The sequence below is a fragment of the Rhodanobacter sp. Root561 genome (assembly GCF_001427365.1).
GTDB lineage: Bacteria > Pseudomonadota > Gammaproteobacteria > Xanthomonadales > Rhodanobacteraceae > Rhodanobacter.
Genome location: NZ_LMGH01000017.1, coordinates 15,792 through 34,451 on the forward strand (window position 1 = coordinate 15,792; position 18,660 = coordinate 34,451).

Sequence of the window (18,660 nt, forward strand, 5' to 3'; positions counted from 1 at the left end):
ATCGCGGGCAGGACGGGACTTGCCGTTTCTACACCCTGGATCGTCGCCGTGGTAGTCCCGCCGGGCATGGGTATATCTTGCGGGCAATGCCCGTCGTCACGGACTTCATCCGTCGATGTCGAAACCGCCACGCAGGAGCGTCATCCATGTCGACCACCCGCCGCATCCACATCCGGTCATCCGCCGATCCGGCTCTTGCCCAGGGCATGCGCGACATCCGGGACGACCTGAAACTGCCGTCGGCGTTTCCACCGGAGGTCGAAGCGGCGGCCAGCGCGGCGGCGGCGAACCCCCGCTGGCCCGAGCTCGATCGCAGCGAGATCGCCCTGGTCACCATCGACCCCGCCGGTGCGATGGACCTGGACCAGGCGATGCATGTCGAGCGCACCGACGGCGGCTACCGCGTGCACTATGCGATTGCCGATGTCGCGGCCTTCGTCAGCGCGGGCGATCCGATCGACCTGGAAGCGCATCGGCGCGGCGAGACCCTGTACGGGGCGGAGAGCAAGATTCCGCTACACCCCAAGGTGCTGTCCGAGGATGCGGCCTCGCTGCTGCCTGACCAGCTGCGTCCCGCGCTGTTGTGGACGATCGAGCTGGATCACACCGGCGAAGGCATCGCCGTCGATGTGCGTCGCGCGAAGGTGCGCAGTCGGGCCAGGCTCGACTACGACGGTGTGCAGCGGCAGATCGACGCCGGTGCGGCCGATCCCATGTGGGCAGTGCTGCGCGAGATCGGCGAACTGCGCCGGCAGCGCGAGGTGTCGCGGGGCGGCGTGAGCCTGCCGCTGCCGGAACAGGAAGTCAGCGTGGAAGACGGGCAGTGGAAGCTGGCCTTCCGCGGTCGCCTGGCGGTGGAGGACTGGAACGAGCAGATCTCGCTGCTGACCGGCATGGCGGCGGCCTATCTGATGGTGCGGGCCAAGGTGGGCATCCTGCGCACGTTGCCGCCGCCCGATCCGCACGCGATCGCGCGACTGCGCATCACGGCGCGGGCGCTGGCCATCGACTGGCCCGACGCGCTGGACTATCCCGGTTTCATCCGCTCGCTGGACCCCTCCAGCGACGTGCACGTGGCGATGCTCACCGCCTGCACCAGCGTGCTGCGGGGCGCCGGCTACGCCGCGTTCAACGGCACCTTGCCCGGACAGTCGATGCACTCGGCGCTGGCCGCGCAGTATGCCCACGCCACCGCGCCGCTGCGGCGGCTGGTCGACCGCTACAGCGGCGAGATCTGCGTGGCGCTGTGCGCGAAGCAGCCGGTGCCGGCATGGGCGCTGGCCGCGCTGCCGGATCTGCCGGCCACGATGCAGACCTCCGGCCATCGCGCCGGCCAGTACGAAAGCGCCGTGCTCAACCTGGCTGAAGCCGTGGTGCTGGCGCCGCGGGTGGGCGAGGTGTTCCCCGGGGCGATCGTCGAAGTGGCCCGCGACGATCCGCGCAAGGGCACGGTGATCGTGCGCGAGCCGGCGATCGAGGCCAGTGTGTCCGGCAGCGCCGCCCTGCCGCTGGGAGCTGACGTCCGGGTGAGCCTGGTCGAGGCCGATCCGGTCAGGCGGGTGACACGCTTCGCGCTGGGCAGCTGAGCAAGGCTCCCGGGTCGATCACGGCGCGCGTTCGCGGATGGCCCGCGAGAAGTCGTCCGTCGCCCGCGTGCCTCTCGCCCGGTCGGTGATCCGGCTGCGTTCGCGCAGGACGTCCACCGTCACGCTGCGATCCACCGCGCCCACCTCGTGCAGGTATTCCGGCAGGTAGCCGGTGAACAGCAGGCGGAAATCCCACGGCAGGCCCGGCTCGATCTGGCGGGCCATGTGGTAGACGATCGTGGTGCAGTTGGAGGTGAGCGTGTTGTAGAACGCCGGCGTCGCCGCCAGCCGGTTGGCGGCGTGCACGTAGGACAGGAACAGCGCACGCATCGCGGGCTTGTCCATGCGCAGCGGGTACAGGTAGTCGTCTTCGCCGCGCACGTTGGTGCGCACACGGATGATGTCGTGTTCGTCGGCCGCCACCAGGGTGGTCTCGAACTGTTTGAAGAAGCCGCCGATCGCCGAATACTGCTCGCCTCGTTCGCGGCGGATCTCCACCGAGAACACCACGTGGCGACCGTCGTCGAAGCCGAACGAGATCATCGCGTGGGCGATCGCCTGGCTGCCCCAGTACGACAGCACGGCGTCGGCGGTGACGAGGTGGTCGAGGTCGTAGCGACGGGTTTCCCAATGCGCGTCGTAGTCGGTGTCGGCGCGCCAGGCGAAGTCGCGCACGTTGTCCAGCACGACCTGGTTGCCCTCGATGCGGCCCGTGAGCGGGCGCGAGACATCGTCGGCCCAGTCGCGCAGATTGGATGGTGCAATGCCGCTCCACCAGAACAGCAGCAACGCGTACAGCACCAGGTAGATTCCCGGCGGAAGCCAGCTGCGGCGGCTGATCGCGACGCCTGCCAGCACGATCACCACCAGCGACCAGGTCACGCTGCCGAGGATCTTCACCACCGTGCCGCCCGGCAGCTGGTACCACAGGGCCAGCGCGCCCCACGCGCCCGAACTCAGGGTGGCCAGGGCGAGCAGGCCGAACAGCAGCATCCGCGCGATCATCCTGATTCTCTGCTTCATCACGTCTCGTGCCAGCGGTCGACTGCACCAGCGTGGGGCTTCGGTCGCTGCAAGGCAATCCGTGCACGCGTCGCGGCTACACTTCCCCGATGAGCGAACCGACGCACTTTTGCCCGCCGACCGGAGTCCTGCCGGCCCCGGCCCGCGTGATGGCGCGCTGCGCCCTCGTCGCGATACTGCTGTGCCTCAATGCCTGCGCGATGGTCGGGGTGAGTCGGGTCAAACACGACGACTACGCCAACGAACGGCGCGCCGACGTGATCGGCGCCGCGCGCCTGAGCGACGGCACGGTGCAGGTGCTGAACGTGGTGGCATTGACCGCGGACAGTTGCCAGCAGGCATTCGCGGCCTGCAGGGAAACGGTTGCGCAGTCGTCCGGACTGACCGACGAGCAGCGGCTTTCGGCCTTGTCCGAACTGTGGATGGGCCGGGCCCTCCGCGGCGACCGCCCGAAGGGCCGGACGCCGATGGATGCGGCGACACTCGACGCGTACCTGCAGTCCGCGCGCTACGCCTATGCCTATTTGTTCTACACCGAGCGCCCGCTGGCCGCGCGCGCCTTCGACCTGCGCCAGGTGCAGGTGATCGGCTTCTACAACTACGCCGTGCAGCGCGCCGTGAGCCGCTTCTTCGAGGCCCTGCCGCAGCTGGGCCGGCAATGGACGCAGACGGAGCTGGCCGGCTGGAAGGTGTTGCGTCCCCAGACCGACCTGCGTCTGGCCGATGACGCACGGGTGCCGGCCGAGCTCATTCCGGCGGCGGGCCTGCGTTTCCATGGCCTGCGCAACGTCTACCAGCGTGACGGTTTCGGCTCGGACTTCGTCGCCGTCGCGCCGCCCCACGCGCCCGGCAATGAGGTGGCGTGGCGCGATCCGGATTACGTGTCGATGACCGGGGCGCTGATGTTCGACGGCGATACGCTGGCCGAAGTGCTGGCGACACGACAGGTGCAGTTGGTGGTGCGCGATCCGTATCGCGATGACACCCTCACGATCGCCGGCCGCAGCGTTCCGCTGGGCGCCAACTTCACCGCCGCCTATGGCGTGTGGCTGGCACGTTCGGGCTTTGCCAGCCAGTCGATCCGCTCGCTGCTGGGGCGCGAGGGCGGCATCCAGACCCCGCGCGTGCTGCTGATGCAGCCGTACGATCCTGACCGTCTGGTGGTGGTGATGCTGCACGGCCTGGCGAGCAGCCCGGAGGCATGGATCAACGTCGCCAACGAAGTGATGGGCGACGAGGAACTGCGCCGCAACTACCAGGTGTGGGAGGTCTACTACCCGACCAATGCACCGGTCGCCGTCAATCTTGCCAACATCCGCAAGGCGCTGGACGCCACGCTGCGCCACTACGACCCCACGGGCAGGGCGCGTGCCTCGCGGGACATGACCCTGATCGGGCACAGCATGGGCGGAGTCATCGCGCGCCTGCTGGTGTCCTCCAGCGGTGACAAACTGTGGGACCTGATTCCATTGCGCCCGAACCTGCCGGCGGCAAAGCGCGCCCGCTTTCGCGCGCGGCTCAGCCGCTACCTGCAGTTCACCCCGATGCCGCAGGTGGATCGCGCCGTCTTCCTCGCCTCGCCGCATCGTGGCACGCCGTACGCGCAGCATCGGCTGGCGCGCTGGATCGGCAACCTGATCCGCTTGCCGGTCGGCGTGCTGAAGGAAATGGCCAGCCTCACCGAATTGATCAAGACCGACGGCGACGAGGGCAACAACGCGCCGCTGCTGCGCATCCCCAACAGCATCGACAACCTCAGCGACACCGACCCGTTCATCATCGCCGCTGCCGGACTGCCGATCTCGTCGCGCGTGCACTACCACACCATTGTGGGCGTCTACAAAAACAGGGGGCCGTTGCAGGACAGCAGCGACGGCGTGGTGCCGTACAAGAGCGCACATCTCGACGGCGCCGATTCCGAACTGGCCATTCCCTCATGGCACAGCGTGCAGGAAATCCCGGCGGCGATTCTGGAATTGCGCCGGATTCTTCGGTTGCAGATGGAGGTAATGAAGCAGATGCCGTGACACCGGCGATGAGCGACCATGCCGCACATCCGCTGCGATGGTTGTCGCGAGCGCAACGGGTATGTCAGATTCGCGTTCATCAGGGCAGGCGGGCATCGTTCGACATGGAATCTGGTTGATGCTCGAGCTCCTTTTCATCGCCGTCGTCGGTTTCGTCATGTACTGGCATTTCCTGTCGGGATGTTTCAGGCGCCTGTTCCAGCCTCGTTTCGGACATGCGAACTACGCGCCATTGAGGCGTTCTGCCTGGATCCAGTCGATCATTGGCGGAGGCGCCACGCTGGTACTGGCTGAACTTTGCCTGCTGCACTCGCAGATAGTGAGGCTGGAGTTGGGTGAGGTGGTTTTTCTTGCCGGCGGCTTCGGCATTGGCCAGATCTGCTTCCTGCAGATGCCGGAGCGGATGTGGGGATGACAAGCACCGCTGCAGGGCGACGGCCCGCTGCCTTTCAGGGAACAATCCTGTCCGACGAGCCCTCGATGGAACGTGCTTCGGGCGCAGAAGGCTTCTGACTGCAAGCGCGCCTGTCGCAGCCATTGCTGCCTGACCTGAAAGCGGCCAGGCGCGGCGGGCAAACCGGCATCGCTCGACAAGGGCGCCCTTCGGTTGCCGTCCCCCTGCAAGCCGGGGGAGGACCGCTGGCAGCGTCGGCCGGCTTCAGCCGCCCACCACCGGCAATGCGATGAAGCTCGCCTGATCCGCCGCGTGGTACACGCGCTGCGTCGCCTTCACGTAATCCGCCGGCTTGGCCAGCAAGATGTTCGGCACGAAGGTCTGCGGGTTGCGGTCGTACAGCGGGAACCAGCTCGATTGCACCTGCACCATGATGCGGTGGCCGGGCAGGAACACGTGGTTGGCCGAAGGCAGGGCGAAGCGGTAGGACAGCGGCTGGTTGGCGGCGAGCGGTTTCGCCTCGGTGAAGCCTTCACGGTAGCGGCCGCGGAAGATGTCCATCGCCACGGCGAGCTGGTAGCCGCCCATCTCCGGTTCGTAGGCCACCTGGTCGGGGTAGACGTCGATCAGCTTGACCACCCAGTCGCTGTCGGTGCCGCTGGTCGAGGCGACCAGGTTCACCTCGGGCGCGCCGCTGATGGTCAGCGGCGCGGTGAGTACGTCGCTGACGTAGCTGAGCACGTCGGTGCGGCCGGACGCCTCGCGCTGGTCGTCGACCAGCCACTGCGGCCAGGTGAAGCTGCCGTAGCCGATCGGCTGGATCGGACGGGCGCGGAACGGCACCGGGTGCGCGGGATCGGATACGTATTCGTCGTAGGCGGCGCCCGCGGCGGGCGCGTTGAAGCCGAGCTTGCTGCCGGGTTCCAGGTACAGCGGACGGCTTTTCGTGGGGCAGCCATCGGCGCACGCCAGCGGCCAGCGATCCAGTCGCTGCCACTGGTTGCTGCCGGTCTGGTACGCGGTGACGGCGGCGGTGTCGGCCTTCGGCGCGCCGTCCTTGAGGTATTGCGCCAGGTACGGGCGCAGGATCTTCTCGCGGAAATACTTCGCGGTGTCGCTGCCGAAGCGGATCGCCCCCAGCGAGCTGCCTTCCCCGATTTCCTGCCCATGATTCCACGGGCCCATCACCAGCTTGACCATGTTGCCGCTGGCGTCCTTCGGCTTGATCGCGCGGTACACGGCTTGTGCGCCGTAGATGTCTTCCTGGTCCCACAGGCTGTGCACCAGCATCACCGGCACCTTCAGCGGCTGCGCGGCGAGCAGCTTGTCGACCGCCTGGTCGCTCCAGAAGCTGTCGTAGGCCGGGTGCGCCAGCAGCTTGTTCCAGAAGCCGAGCTGGCGCATGCCGTAGGCATCGGCCAGCGCGCCGGCGGAGCCGTAATGCATGAACAGGTCGTAGTCGTCGTGGTAGTTCGTCCACCACTTGATCGAGTTGTCGCGGCTGCCGACCTGCTCGTAGATGTAGGCCAGGTTCTGCTGGCGGAACGCGCCGTTGTGGAACCAGTCGTCGCCCATCCAGCCGTCGACCATCGGGTTCATCGGTACCGACACCTTCAGCGCCGGGTGCGGGTTGAACAGCGCCATCAGGGGCTCGAAGCCGTCGTAGGAAATGCCCAGCGTGCCGACCTTGCCGTTCGACTCGGGGACGTTCTTCACCAGCCAGTCGATGGTGTCGTACGTGTCGGTGGCGTCGTCGACCGGGGTGGGATTCTGCGGGCCATGCAGCGGCCGGTTCATCACGTAGTCGCCTTCGGAGCCGTACTTGCCGCGCACGTCCTGCACCACGCGGATATAGCCGTCCTCGACGATGATGTCGGCCACGTTGTCGTAACCCTGCAGGGCCGGCCCGAGGTGGCCGCTCATGCTGAGGTTGGTCAGCGCGTTCGCGTCGTACGGGGTACGGGTCAGCAGGATGCCGGCGTGATGGGCACCCTTGGGCACCAGGATCACGGTGTGCAGCTTGACCCCGTCGCGCATCGGCACCATCACGTCGCGCCGCTCGTAGTCGAAGCTGGCGGTGGCCGGCACGAATTTCGCGGGGGTCTCGCTGGGGTAGTTCGGGTATTTCGCCTGCGCCGTATCGGTGGCCTGCAGCAGGCCAGTCGCGGTGAGCAGCAGGGCAAAAAGGGCGGGCCGAATGCCCGCAGCGAACCGACTCGACGTCATGATGAATCCCCAGGGGTCAACTCCCGCCAGAGTAAACCCGCGGCCGCCGCAGCGCGACCGTAAAGTTGGCAAGACTGTTGCTTCAGTCCGGGCATGAGCGACCATGCCTACGACATCAGCTACCTGCTGGACAGCGACGCAGCCACGGCCGAGGTGCCGGTATTGCACGTGGCCAAGGCGCCGCCGAGGCCTGCGCGCAGCCCGTCGCACATCGCCGCGGCCCAGGCAGCGCTGGCGCTGGAGTTGCTGCAGGCCGCCGAGGCCCACGAGGACTGGATCAGGCAGTACGTGCGCATGTACGGCATCGCGGGCGACGGCGTCTGATCCCCGCTGGCCTTGCATAGCAGAAGCTGACCCGGATGGGCACATCCGGTCACTTCTGAGAAGTCGGCCCCGGACAGACAAAAGCCCGGGATCGCCCCGGGCCTTGTCGTTGAACTGCCTGCGATGGATCAGGCGATCGCGGGCAGCGTGTCCACGCCGGCTTCGATCGCCGCCTTGTGCATCAGCGTGCGCGGCAGGATGCGGGCGAAGTAGAACGCGGCGGTGTCGCGCTTGGCCTGCTTGAACGCAGCCGATTGCGGGCCGGCCTCGGTGGCCACCACGCTGCGCGCCCACAGGTAGGCGAGGGTGACGTAGCCGGAGTAGTACAGGTAGTCGGTCGCCGCGGCGCCGAGTTCCTCCGGGTTGGCCGCTACCCGCTGGGCCAGGCTCACGGTGAGGTCGCTCCATTCCTTCGTGGCGACGGCCAGCGGGCCGATCAGGTTGCGCAGCGCGGCATTGGCACTGTGCTGCTGGCAGAACGCGCTGATCTCCTGCAGGAAATGCTTCGCGCCCACGCCCTGCAGCTGGAGGATCTTGCGGCCCAGCAGGTCGGCGGCCTGGATGCCGGTGGTGCCTTCGTACAGGGTGATGATGCGGGCGTCGCGGACGAACTGTTCCATGCCGTTTTCGGCGATGTAGCCGTGGCCGCCGTAGATCTGCAGCGCTTCCTTGGTGCACTCCTGCGCCAGCTCGGTGGTCATGCCCTTGGCGATCGGGATCAGGAAGGCAACCAGTTCGCCGGCCTTCTGCCGCGCCGCTTCGTCGGTGGCGCGATGTTCGATGTCGGTCTGCAGCGCGGTGTACAGCACCAGCGCGCGCGAGCCTTCGACGAAGGCGCGCTGGGTCAGCAGCATGCGGCGCACGTCCGGCTGCACCAGCAGGTTGTCGGCCGGCTTGTCGGGGAACTTCGCGCCCGACAGCGAGCGCGACTGCAGGCGTTCGCGGGCGTAGTTGAGGCTGTTCTGCAGCGCACGCTCGGCCAATGCCAAGCCCTGCACGCCGACCGAAAGGCGCGCCGCATTCATCATGGTGAACATCGCGGCCAGGCCCTTGTGCGGCTTGCCGATCAGGTAGCCCTCGGCGCCGTCGAAGTTCATCACGCAGGTGGAGCAGGCGTGGATGCCCATCTTGTGCTCGATCGCGCCGGCGGCCACGGTGTTGCGCTCGCCCGGCGTACCGTCGGCGTTGAGCTTGAACTTCGGCACGATGAACATCGAGATGCCGCGGCTGCCTTCCGGCGCGTCGGGCAGGCGCGCCAGCACCAGGTGCACGATGTTTTCGGTGAGGTCGTGTTCGCCGGCGCTGATGAAGATCTTGGTGCCGCTGATCTTGTAGACGGCGTGGCCGTCCGCGTCAGCCGCTGCGGGCTCCGCGCGGGTCTTCAGCAGGCCGAGGTCGGAGCCGGCCTGCGGTTCGGTGAGGCACATGGTGCCGGTCCAGCGGCCTTCGACGATCGGCTTCATGAAACGCTCGCGCTGCCATTCCTCGCCGTGCATTTCCATCGCGTGGGTGGCGCCCTCGGACAGCAGCGGATACAGGCTCCAGGCCAGGTTGCCGGACTGGAAGATCTCGGTGGTGGCGGTGCCCAGCACGCCGGGCAGGGCCTGGCCGCCGTAGGTTTCCGGATTGGTCAGGCCGGTCCAGCCGCCTTCGGCGAACGCCTTGAACGCTTCCTTGAACGACTTCGGCGTGGTCACCGTCTGGGTGGCCTTGTCGAAGTGGCAGCCCTCGGCGTCGGCCGGACCATTCGTCGGCGCCAGCAGCTGTTCGCTGAGCCGGCCGGCTTCCTCCAGCACCGCGTCGAACAGGTCGCGGGTGTGGGCTTCGCCGCCCTGCAGCGAGGTCAGGGTCGACTCGGCGCCCAGTACATCAAACAGGGCGAAGCGCAGGTCGTCGAGGGGAGCCTTGTAAGCGGTCATGGTGGTTCCTTCGTTGAATGGGGTGATCAGCGATACGTGTTGGCGATGCCCGGCACCGCCGAGATCCAGTCGCTGCCGTTGAAGTCGAACGAGCGCGGCTTGTCTTCCTGCTCGGGTTTGGCGTTGGTGCTGCCGCTGACGCGATAGGCCAGCGAACCGGCGCTGCCCTTGCCGGCAATGGCCGCGAGCGCCTGGCTCATCGCGCTGGTGGGCAGCACGTCGATGCGGACCACGTCGCCGGCCAGTTCGGGGATGTCGAGGTCGAAATTCGCATGCAGGCGCACCGGCACCAGTTCGGCGATCTGCAACTGGCCGTCGATCGAGCTGAACTTCATGCCGGCGTAGCTGTTGTTCTGGATGCGCACGGTCAGCTGCCACTGGCCGCTGGGCAGCACCACCAGTTGCTGGATGTTCACGGTGGGCGGGAACACGCTCTTCCTGGCCGGGCCGCAGGCAGCCAGGCCCAGCAGCAGGACGGGGATGATCCAGCGCAACAGACGCATTGCCGTTCTCCAAACGATCGTTTGAAAGTCGATTCTAACCGCGTTTGGGGGGCAACTGGCCAGTGGCGGCGTCGAACATCGTCATCGCCTCGCCGCGGCGTCCCGCGAAAGCCCGTCTCGCCCGCCCGGTTTCGCGCTCATCCGCAAACAGGCATCATCGACGACTTGTCTCCAGCGCTGGGGTTGCACCGCATGTCACGACGTTTTATCGCACGCCGCTCGCCGATCCATGGCAATGGCGTGTTCGCCACCGCTCCGATCGGCAAGGGTGAGGAAATCATCGAGTACAAGGGGAAGCTGATCACCCATGCCGAGGCGGACGATCTGTATGGCGACGGCGGCGAGACCGGCCATACTTTCTTGTTCACGCTCAACGACGACTACATCATCGACGCCAACCAGCAGGGCAACAGCGCCCGCTGGATCAACCACAGCTGTGCGCCGAACTGCCGAGCGCTGGTCGAGGAAAGCGCCAGCGGCGACCCGCGCCGCGACAAGGTGGTGATCGAGGCGATCCGCAACATCAAGCCGGGCGAGGAACTCACCTACGACTACGGCATCGTGCTCGAGGTGCCGCATACCGCGCGCCTGAAAAAACTGTGGAAGTGCCTGTGCGGTTCGCCGAAATGCACCGGCACGCTGCTCAAGCCGAAGCGGTAGGCAAGCGCGGAAAACGCCTCTTATACTGATGGAAGTTGCCCGCCATGGGGGAGGGCAACATGGACGAGCAGCAAGGGGAAGGACTCGATGGAAAACAATCCGTACGCCGCACCGGCGGCCGTGGTCGACGATGCAAGCGCGTGGGACGCGTATGACCTGGAGAATCGCAAGGCCGGGCGTGGCAAGCGCCTGGGTGCCGCCTTGCTGGATGGCGTGGTCAGCCTGATCTGGCTGGCGCCGGTGATCTGGGCCGGCTACATGGCACTGGACGTCAGGAAGGGAATCAAGCCCGCCGGGCCGATGGTCGCCCTGATGCTGCTGGGCCTGGCCCTGATGGTCACCATCATCGTGGTGAATTGCCTGATGCTGCACCGGAGCGGGCAGACCATCGGCAAGCGTGCGGTGGACATCGCGGTGGTGCGCACCGACGGCAGCCGGATCGGCCTGGTCCGCTACATCTTCCTGCGCGTGGTGCCGGTGCTGATCCTGGGCATGATTCCGTTCGTCGGCAAGGCGGTCAACCTGATCGATCCGCTGCTGATCTTCGGCAAGGACAAGCGCTGCCTGCACGACCTGATCGCCGATACCATCGTCGTCGACGCTTGATGATCGATACCGTCCGCGAGATCGAGACGCCGGAAGGCGTCTCGCTGCGCCTGCGTGCGGCCGGCGCGCTGCCCCGCGCGCAGGCGTGGATGGTCGACCTGCTGCTGCGCTTGGCGATCTTCTTCGTGGCGTTGATCCCGCTGGCGGCCTTCGGCAAGGGCGGCAACGGGCTGGCGATGCTGGTGATGTTCGCGTTGCTGTGGGGCTACTCGGTGGTGTGCGAGGTGTGGCTGGGCGGGCAGACGTTCGGCAAACGCGCGCTGGGCCTGCGCGTGGTCAATGCCGACGGCACGCCGGTGACCTGGCTGCCGTCGGTGGTGCGCAACCTGCTGCGCGTGGTGGATGCGCTGCCGGGCGTCTACGGCGTGGGCCTGGCCTGCACCCTGATCGATCCGCACGCGCGGCGCCTCGGCGACATCGTGGCCGGCACCATGGTGATCCACGTCGCGGACCTTCCCGCCGGCCAGGAGATTCCCGCGTTGACCGCCGTGCCGCTGCCGCTGGTGCTGGCCAGCGACGAGCAGGCCGCGCTGGTCGAGTTCGCCGAGCGCGCCGGCCAGCTCACCGTGCAGCGCCAGGAAGAACTGGCCAACCTGCTGACGCCGCTGACCGGTCAGCGCGACACCGGGGCGATCCGCCAGCTGGTGGCGCACGCCAACTGGCTGCTGGGGCGGGCATGAAACAGGAACGCTTCGTCGCCCTGCACAGCCGCGAGTGGGACCACCTGCAGTCGTGGCTGAATGCGCTGGACCGGCAGGCGAAACGCACCCTGCGCCAGGAGCAGGCGCTGGATTTTCCCGCATCGTATCGGCGCGTCTGCCATCACCTGGCGCTGGCCCGCGGTCGCGGCTACAGCCATGAAGTCACCGAGCGCCTGCAGCGCATCGTGCAGCAGGGGCATCGCGTGCTGTACCAGCCGCCGGCGCCGCGCTGGCATCGCGTCATCGCGTTCCTGGTCGCCGGCTTTCCGCGGCTGGTGCGGGCGCAGTGGCGCTGCATGCTGGCGGCGGCCGTGCTGTTCTACGTGCCGGCGCTGGTCACCCTGGTGCTGATGCAGCTGCGTCCTGAGCTGGCGCACACGGTTTTCAGCAGCGCGCAACTGGCGCAGTTCGAGAAGATGTACGACCCCGCCAACGCGCAGATCGGTCGCAGCAGCGGCACCGACCTGCACATGTTCGGCTTCTACGTGATGAACAACGTCAGCATCGCGTTTCGCTCGTTCGCCTCGGGTCTGGTCTTCGGCGTCGGCGCGATCTACGTGCTGGGCGCCAACGGCCTGCTGATCGGCGGCGTCGCCGGGCACCTCACCGCGATCGGTTATGGCGGTCCGTTCTGGCGTTTTGTCGCCGCCCATTCCGCCTTCGAGCTGACCGCGCTGGTGATCGCCGGCGGTGCGGGCCTGCGGCTGGGGCTGACCCTGCTGTCACCGGGTCGCCAGCGCCGCGGACCGGCCCTGGTCGCGGCCGGCTGGATCGGGGCGCAGCTGGCCCTGGGCGCCTTTGCGATGCTGGTGGTGGCGGCCTTCGTCGAGGCGTACTGGTCGTCGATCGCCAGCCTGTCCGATGCGGTGAAGTTCGGCAGCGCCGCCGTGTTGTGGGTGCTGGTGCTTGGCTGGTTGTGGCGTGGCGGCAGGGCGGGCAGGCATGGAGCTTGAACGGATCAGCGTGGTGCTGCGCCCGCGCGTGACGCGCGAGGCGGTCGATCTTGGCGCCGCCATGCTGCGCGCCAACGCGCGCGCGGTGTGGTCGGCGTGGTTCGCCTTCACCCTGCCGGCGTTCGTGCTGTGCAATGCGCTGGGCCTGCTGCTCGACCTGCCGTGGCTGGGCTGGGTGCTGGTGTGGTGGCTGAAGCCGCTGTTCGACCGGGTGCCGCTGTACGTGCTGTCGCGTGCGGTGTTCGATCGCGCGCCGGGCTGGCGCGAAACCTTGCGCGGCCAGCGCCAGTGGAGCTGGCGCAGCACGCTGGCCGGGCTGACCTGGTTGCGCATCGACAGCAGTCGCGCCCTGCGCCTGCCGCTGGATCTGCTCGAAGGCGCTACGCGGCAGCAGCGCTCGGCGCGCTGGAAGGTGCTGCGCAAGCGCATCGTGGGCGACGTCAGCCTGCTGACCTATGGTTGCCTGCAGTTCGAGCTGGTGTTGTTCCTCAGCTTCTGGCTGTTCGCGTGGCTGCTGATTCCCGACGAATGGCGGCCGGAGTCGCTCGGCGAGTTGTTCCGCGGCGGAACGCAGGGCGTCTCGACCATCTGGATCGTGCTGGGCGCGGGCGTGGCCTACCTGGCGATGAGCGCGATCGAGCCGCTGTACGTCGCCTGCGGATTCGCGCTGTATCTCAATCGCCGCACGCAACTGGAGGCGTGGGACATCGACCTGGCGTTCCGCCGCATGCGCACGCGCATCGAGGCGCTGGGCAAGGTGCTGGGCGTGCTGCTGTGCCTGGGCATGCTGCCTTCGCTGCATGCCCAGGCGAGCCCCCGTGCACAGGCAAGCGTCAGTGCGCCGGAAAAACCCATCGCCACCAGCGTCGGCCAGGTGTTCGGCGCGCCGCCGGCGGGCGACGGAAAGCGCTTCGCCGAAGCGGCCGCGCAGGTCTATCGCGACCCGCGCTTCGGTGGCGAACACACGACGCGCGGCTGGCGGCTCAAGCATCCGTGGCAGGCGGAACGCCAGCAACGGGAGATGCCGTTCCCCGCGCTGGGCCAGTGGCTGTCGGCGATCTTCAAGGGCCTGCTGTGGCTGCTGCTGGGCGCTGCGCTGGTGACGCTGGGCTGGTTTGCCTGGCGCTGGCGTGGACGCTGGCAAGCCGAGCCGGAAGAGCCGGCGGCGATGACCTCGTCCAGCCTGTTGCCCGGCGATGCGGCCGAGCTGCCGCTGCCCGACGACCTGGCCGCGGCCACCCGCGCGCTGTGGCAGGCGCAGCGTCGTCGCGAGGCGCTGGCCCTGCTTTATCGCGGCTGCGTGGAACACACCGCGCAGCTGCTGCAACTGCCACCGTCGAAGGATGCGACCGAGTCGGACTGGCTGCACCGTGCCGGCGCGATCGAGGATGTCGCGCGTGCGCAGCGGGTGGTGGCGATCGTGCGCACCTGGCAGTTCGCTGCCTACGCCGGACGCTATCCGGATGACGCCACCATCGAGCAACTGCTCGTGGGCTGGCCCGCGCAGGCGGGAGCACCGGCATGAACCGCCGGACGCTAACCCTCGTCCTGGTCCTGCTCGGCGCGGTACTGCTGTTGCTGGCCGGCTTCTTCGCCACGTTCGAACGCCGGGACGTCGTCGAAACCACGCCCGCGCATGGAGAGGCCCGCTACAACCGCTTCTTCGCCCTGCAGGAAACCCTGCGGCGGCTGGAGTTGCCCGCTCGCTCGCTGACCACGCTGGACCCGAAGCATCTCTCCTTGCAGTCCGGCGACACCTTGCTGCTGGGCGACGACGCCAGCCGGGTCGATGTCGCCGATGCGGCGCGCATCGCCGCGTGGGTGCGCGGCGGCGGCCACCTTCTGCTGTCGCCGGGGGCGGCAAGCGGTGCGCGCACGCCGTTGTTCGATGCGCTGGGCCTGCTCGATCCGCATCCGGGCGACTATGCGTGCAGCGCTTTCGATGATGCGGAAAGCGGCAAGGATGACGACAAGCTGCGCCTGTGCGGCGCCCGTTTCCTGCTGGCCGGTGCCGCCGCCACGGCGGTCGAGGCTTCCATCGGCGATGCGCAAGGCGGCTACCTGTTCGCGCGCACCCGGCTGGGCAAGGGCAGGGTGAGCCTGCTGGCCAGCTTCACCCCGATCTCGCGCGACCAGCTGAAGCGCGCGGTGGCGCAACAGTTTGCCTGGGGCCTGCTGTCGCCGAATCGGGCGCGCGGCACCGTCTACATCGTGTACGCGCTGGATGGTCCGTCGTTCCTGACATTCCTGTGGCTGAAGGGCTGGCCCGCGCTGCTGGCGCTGGCCCTGCTGCTCGGCGCATGGATGGCGATGCGCAGCGCGCGGCTGGGTCCGCTGATGCCCGCGCCGGCGCTGCATCGGCGTGCGCTGCTCGAACACGTGCACGCCGCCGGCGAGTTCGTCTATCGCCGCGACGGCGGCCGCAGCCTGCACCGGCTAGCCAGCGACACCGTGCTGGCGCGCCTGCGCCGACGCGACCCGGCCTGCGCCATGCTCAATGGCGATGCGCTGTACGCCCGCCTGGCCGAGCGCAGCGCGCTCGACGCCGCGCAGATCGCGCAAGCCTTCCAGTCACCCGCGAACGCCCAGGCCTTCCGCACTTCCATCATCACCCTGGCCCGACTCAGGAGCCGCCCATGACTACCGAAACCCTCGCCACCCCGGTCACGCCGCCGGCCCCGTTGTCGATCGCCGAACTGGGCGAGCAGACGCGCGCACTGCGCGGCCAGGTCACCCGCGCCTTCATCGGCCAGGGCGACGTGTTCGACCAGGTGCTGCTGGCCCTGCTGGCCAGCGGCCACGTGCTGATCGAAGGCGTGCCCGGCCTGGGCAAGACCTTGCTGGTGCGCGCACTGGCCGCGTCGGTCGGCTGTACCTTCGGCCGCGTGCAGTTCACCCCCGACCTGATGCCGGCCGACGTCACCGGCCATGCGATCTACGATCCCAAGGCCGAGCGTTTCCAGATCCGTCGCGGCCCGGTGTTTGCCAACCTGCTGCTGGCCGACGAGATCAACCGCGCGCCGGCGAAGACCCAGGCCGCCCTGCTCGAATCGATGCAGGAAGGCCAGGTCACCATCGAAGGCCGCCGCTTCGCGCTGCCCGAGCCGTTCATGGTGGTGGCCACGCAGAATCCGATCGAGCAGGAAGGCACCTATCCCTTGCCCGAGGCGCAGCTGGACCGCTTCCTGATCAAGGTGGTGATCGGCTATCCCGGCCTGGAAGACGAGCGACGCATGGTGGCCAGCGTGGTCAACGGCAAGATCGCCGCCGACCTCGACGTGTCGCAGGTGCGCCCGGTGCTGAGCCAGGCCCAGTTGATGGCGGTGCAGAAAGCGGTGGCGGCGATCCGCATGGACGAGGCGGTCACCGACTACGCCGTGCGCATCGCCCGCACCACGCGCGAGTGGCCGGGCGTGATCGGCGGCGCCGGTCCGCGCGGCGGGCTGGCGCTGGCGCGACTGGCACGCGCCCACGCCGCGGTCGACGGTCGTGATTTCGTCACGCCCGACGACGTGCGCGCGGTGGCCTTGCCGGCGCTGCGCCATCGCCTGGTGCTGGCGCCGGAGGCGCTGATCGAGCGGCAGCGGCCCGACGACGTACTCGCCGCGCTGTTGCACAAGGTGCCCGCGCCACGCCAATGATGCGACCCGCTCCGCTACTGCTGTGGTTGCTGCTGGGCTGGACCGTGCTTGGCGTGCTGTCCAGCCTTGGCTGGCTGCCGCTGTCCGCGTGGCTGGCCGTCGCTGTCGTGATCGCGCTGTTCGCCCTGGTCGACGTCCTGCGCCTGCGCCGGATGCCTTCGCCCGAACTGCAGCGCGACGTGGTGCCGGTGATGCCGCTGGGTCCGCCGGCCACGGTCAGCCTGCGCCTGCGCGGCGGCACGCGGCGGACGCAGGCCTTGCGCCTGCACGACCTGCATCCGGGCGGCTGGGTGGTCCATGGCATGCCGCGCGAAGTGCGCCTGCCGCCGGGACGGGATCTGCTGCTCGACTACAGCGTCATCCCCGATGCGCGGGGCCAGTTCGTCTTCGACGGCTGCCACGTGCAACTGCGCTCGCCCTGGCGTGCATGGACCGCGCGCCGCGTGATCGGTGCGTCGTCGACCGTGCGCGTGTATCCGAACTTCGCCTCGCTGGCCGAGCTGGCGGGACTCAGCGTGGAGCTGGCTTCGCGCAGCGTGGGCGCGCGTCTGCAGCGGCGCCGCGGCGAAGGCACCGAATTCCAGGAACTGCGCGACTACCGCGTCGGCGACAGCCTGCGCAAGATCGACTGGAAGGCGACTGCACGCAGCAGCCGGCTGATCTCGCGCGAATACCGCGACGAGCGCAACCAGCAGGTGGTGCTGATGCTGGACTGCGGCCGCCGCATGCTGGCGCAGGACGACCAGTTGGTCCATTTCGATCACGTGCTGAACGCATCGCTGGCGCTGGCCAGCATCGCGCTGCGCCAGGGCGACGCGGTCGGCATGCTGGCCTGCACCGGCCAGCAGCAACGCTGGCTGCCGCCGCAGCAGGGCAGCCTGGGCATGGACATGCTGCTCGGCGCCGGCTACGACCTGCAGGCACTGCCCGAAGCCACCGATTACCTGGCCGCGGCCAGCGCGCTGCAGGCGCACCAGCGCCGCCGCGCCCTGGTCGTGCTGATCACCAACGTGCGCGACGAAGACGACGTGGAACTGCGCGCCGCGGTCGGCATGCTGTCCAAACGCCACCTGGTGATGCTGGTCAGCCTGCGCGAACTGGCCCTGGACCGCGCCGCCAGCGAGCCGGGCGAAGAACTCGAAGACAGCATCCGCAGCGCCGCCGCGATGCACTACCTGGCCGAACGCGACCGCGTGCACGAATCCCTGCGCCGCGAAGGCGTCAACACCCTCGACGTCAGCTGCAGCGAACTGTCCGGCGCGCTGATCGAGCGGTACCTGGCGTTGAAGCGGAGCAGTCGGCTTTGATTGGTGGGGCGGGCGCATCTGCGCATCGCACCCTGGTCTGACGATTGTGGCAAAACAAGGCCCGCCCCTGGGTCACTTGTGAGCTTCACTCAGCGCAACGGCTCGATTCGGCGAGCTACGGCATCTTGCGTGAAGCGCACCTTTTACAGTTGACATCGTAAATATCTGCGGAGCAATCTTGCCCGGCAGCTCGCGCGCAATGCCGGGCACAGGGGAAAATACGATGCGTATCGTCCGGCAAGGGGGCTGCTTGTGGGCAGTGCTGCTGTTCTCCTGGATCAGCGTGGGCCACGCGCAATCAGCCGTCACGCCCGAACAGGAATACAAGAAGCTGATCCGGGTCAGCGAAGAGATCCAGCCACTGGGTGAAAACCCGTTCGGCGAGCAGGTGAGCCTGTACAACGGCAGCCTGTCCTTCGAGCAGACGGACGTGAGCCTGGTGGGCAACGGCCCCTTGTTGCAGGTGTCGCGTTCGTATCACCCCAAGAACCAGAACGAAGCCGGTCCGACCGACGGGGGGTTCGGCGATTGGGATATCGAGATTCCCCGCATTACCACGCTGGCCGCTACCAAGTGGTTGGTGACTGGTGCCAGTTCTCAGGCACGTTGCAGCCACTTCGGGCCACCGCCGACGATTGCCGGCAAATCCGGTGGCGCCGACTGGATTCCGACCGCGTGGTGGCACGGGTACCAACTGATGGTGCCCGGCCAGGGCAGCCAGGATCTGCTCAAGCGGTCGGCACAAAACACGTTGTCGCCCACGATGGGCGGTGCCGTTTTTCGATCGTGA

Annotated in this window: 17 protein-coding genes; 13 read left to right on the plus strand and 4 right to left on the minus strand. The window is 68.0% G+C overall.

The genetic code is table 11. From position 1 onward, the window contains the following. Positions 1-146 precede the first annotated feature (146 nt). Positions 147-1,586 (plus strand): RNB domain-containing ribonuclease, encoded by a 1,440-nt coding sequence (locus ASD55_RS17735; protein ID WP_056768412.1) that lies wholly within the window; start codon positions 147-149, stop codon positions 1,584-1,586. Between the two features lie 18 nt (positions 1,587-1,604). Here the strand turns inward: ASD55_RS17735 and ASD55_RS17740 are convergent, their stop codons facing one another. Next, a complete protein-coding gene (locus ASD55_RS17740) occupies positions 1,605-2,609 on the minus strand; it encodes a DUF4105 domain-containing protein (RefSeq protein WP_235577874.1) in 1,005 nt (334 codons plus the stop codon). A 149-nt stretch (positions 2,610-2,758) separates the two neighbouring features. Here ASD55_RS17740 and ASD55_RS17745 point away from each other — a divergent pair, with 149 nt between their 5' ends. Next, positions 2,759-4,636 (plus strand): alpha/beta fold hydrolase, encoded by a 1,878-nt coding sequence (locus ASD55_RS17745; RefSeq protein ID WP_056768451.1) that lies wholly within the window; start codon positions 2,759-2,761, stop codon positions 4,634-4,636. A gap of 118 nt (positions 4,637-4,754) precedes the next feature. Continuing rightward, positions 4,755-5,051: a hypothetical protein gene (locus ASD55_RS17750; protein WP_056768414.1), complete on the plus strand. Its 297-nt coding sequence runs from the start codon at positions 4,755-4,757 to the stop codon at positions 5,049-5,051. A gap of 243 nt (positions 5,052-5,294) precedes the next feature. On the opposite strand, the gene ASD55_RS17755 is transcribed toward ASD55_RS17750, so the two are convergent. Beyond that, the gene (locus ASD55_RS17755; protein ID WP_056768417.1) at positions 5,295-7,256 is read right to left on the minus strand and encodes a CocE/NonD family hydrolase; all 1,962 of its coding nucleotides are present in this window, start codon (positions 7,254-7,256) and stop codon (positions 5,295-5,297) included. 93 nt (positions 7,257-7,349) lie between these two features. On the opposite strand from ASD55_RS17755, the gene ASD55_RS17760 reads away from it, so the two are divergent. Next, complete coding sequence (locus ASD55_RS17760) at positions 7,350-7,580, plus strand: hypothetical protein (protein WP_056768420.1); 231 nt, start codon at positions 7,350-7,352, stop codon at positions 7,578-7,580. Between the two features lie 128 nt (positions 7,581-7,708). Here the strand turns inward: ASD55_RS17760 and ASD55_RS17765 are convergent, their stop codons facing one another. Together ASD55_RS17765 and ASD55_RS17770 are read right to left on the minus strand one after the other, a co-directional pair. Then, a complete protein-coding gene (locus tag ASD55_RS17765) occupies positions 7,709-9,499 on the minus strand; it encodes an acyl-CoA dehydrogenase C-terminal domain-containing protein (RefSeq protein ID WP_056768422.1) in 1,791 nt (596 codons plus the stop codon). A 26-nt stretch (positions 9,500-9,525) separates the two neighbouring features. Then, positions 9,526-10,002: a hypothetical protein gene (locus tag ASD55_RS17770; RefSeq protein ID WP_007804144.1), complete on the minus strand. Its 477-nt coding sequence runs from the start codon at positions 10,000-10,002 to the stop codon at positions 9,526-9,528. A 192-nt stretch (positions 10,003-10,194) separates the two neighbouring features. On the opposite strand from ASD55_RS17770, the gene ASD55_RS17775 reads away from it, so the two are divergent. The 9 genes from ASD55_RS17775 to ASD55_RS17815 all read left to right on the plus strand — a co-directional run bounded on the left by ASD55_RS17775 (position 10,195) and on the right by ASD55_RS17815 (position 18,660). After that, positions 10,195-10,662: an SET domain-containing protein-lysine N-methyltransferase gene (locus ASD55_RS17775; protein ID WP_056768424.1), complete on the plus strand. Its 468-nt coding sequence runs from the start codon at positions 10,195-10,197 to the stop codon at positions 10,660-10,662. An 87-nt stretch (positions 10,663-10,749) separates the two neighbouring features. Beyond that, a complete protein-coding gene (locus tag ASD55_RS17780; RefSeq protein WP_056768425.1) occupies positions 10,750-11,268 on the plus strand; it encodes an RDD family protein in 519 nt (172 codons plus the stop codon). Next, positions 11,268-11,948, plus strand: coding sequence for an RDD family protein (locus tag ASD55_RS17785; RefSeq protein ID WP_056768431.1), 681 nt, complete (start codon positions 11,268-11,270; stop codon positions 11,946-11,948). Before ASD55_RS17780 ends, ASD55_RS17785 begins: the two co-directional genes overlap by 1 nt. Then, complete coding sequence (locus tag ASD55_RS17790) at positions 11,945-12,922, plus strand: stage II sporulation protein M (protein ID WP_056715738.1); 978 nt, start codon at positions 11,945-11,947, stop codon at positions 12,920-12,922. Before ASD55_RS17785 ends, ASD55_RS17790 begins: the two co-directional genes overlap by 4 nt. Continuing rightward, positions 12,912-14,447, plus strand: coding sequence for a hypothetical protein (locus tag ASD55_RS17795; protein WP_056768434.1), 1,536 nt, complete (start codon positions 12,912-12,914; stop codon positions 14,445-14,447). The genes ASD55_RS17790 and ASD55_RS17795 overlap by 11 nt, the downstream gene beginning before the upstream one ends. Further along, on the plus strand, positions 14,444-15,562 hold the full coding sequence (locus ASD55_RS17800; protein WP_056768437.1) for a hypothetical protein: 1,119 nt from the start codon (positions 14,444-14,446) through the stop codon (positions 15,560-15,562). Before ASD55_RS17795 ends, ASD55_RS17800 begins: the two co-directional genes overlap by 4 nt. After that, a complete protein-coding gene (locus ASD55_RS17805) occupies positions 15,559-16,563 on the plus strand; it encodes a MoxR family ATPase (protein ID WP_056715747.1) in 1,005 nt (334 codons plus the stop codon). Before ASD55_RS17800 ends, ASD55_RS17805 begins: the two co-directional genes overlap by 4 nt. Next, the gene (locus ASD55_RS17810; protein WP_056768456.1) at positions 16,563-17,870 is read left to right on the plus strand and encodes a DUF58 domain-containing protein; all 1,308 of its coding nucleotides are present in this window, start codon (positions 16,563-16,565) and stop codon (positions 17,868-17,870) included. The genes ASD55_RS17805 and ASD55_RS17810 overlap by 1 nt, the downstream gene beginning before the upstream one ends. A 223-nt stretch (positions 17,871-18,093) precedes the next feature. After that, positions 18,094-18,660, plus strand: a complete 567-nt coding sequence (locus ASD55_RS17815) for a hypothetical protein (RefSeq protein WP_157599057.1) — start codon at positions 18,094-18,096, stop codon at positions 18,658-18,660.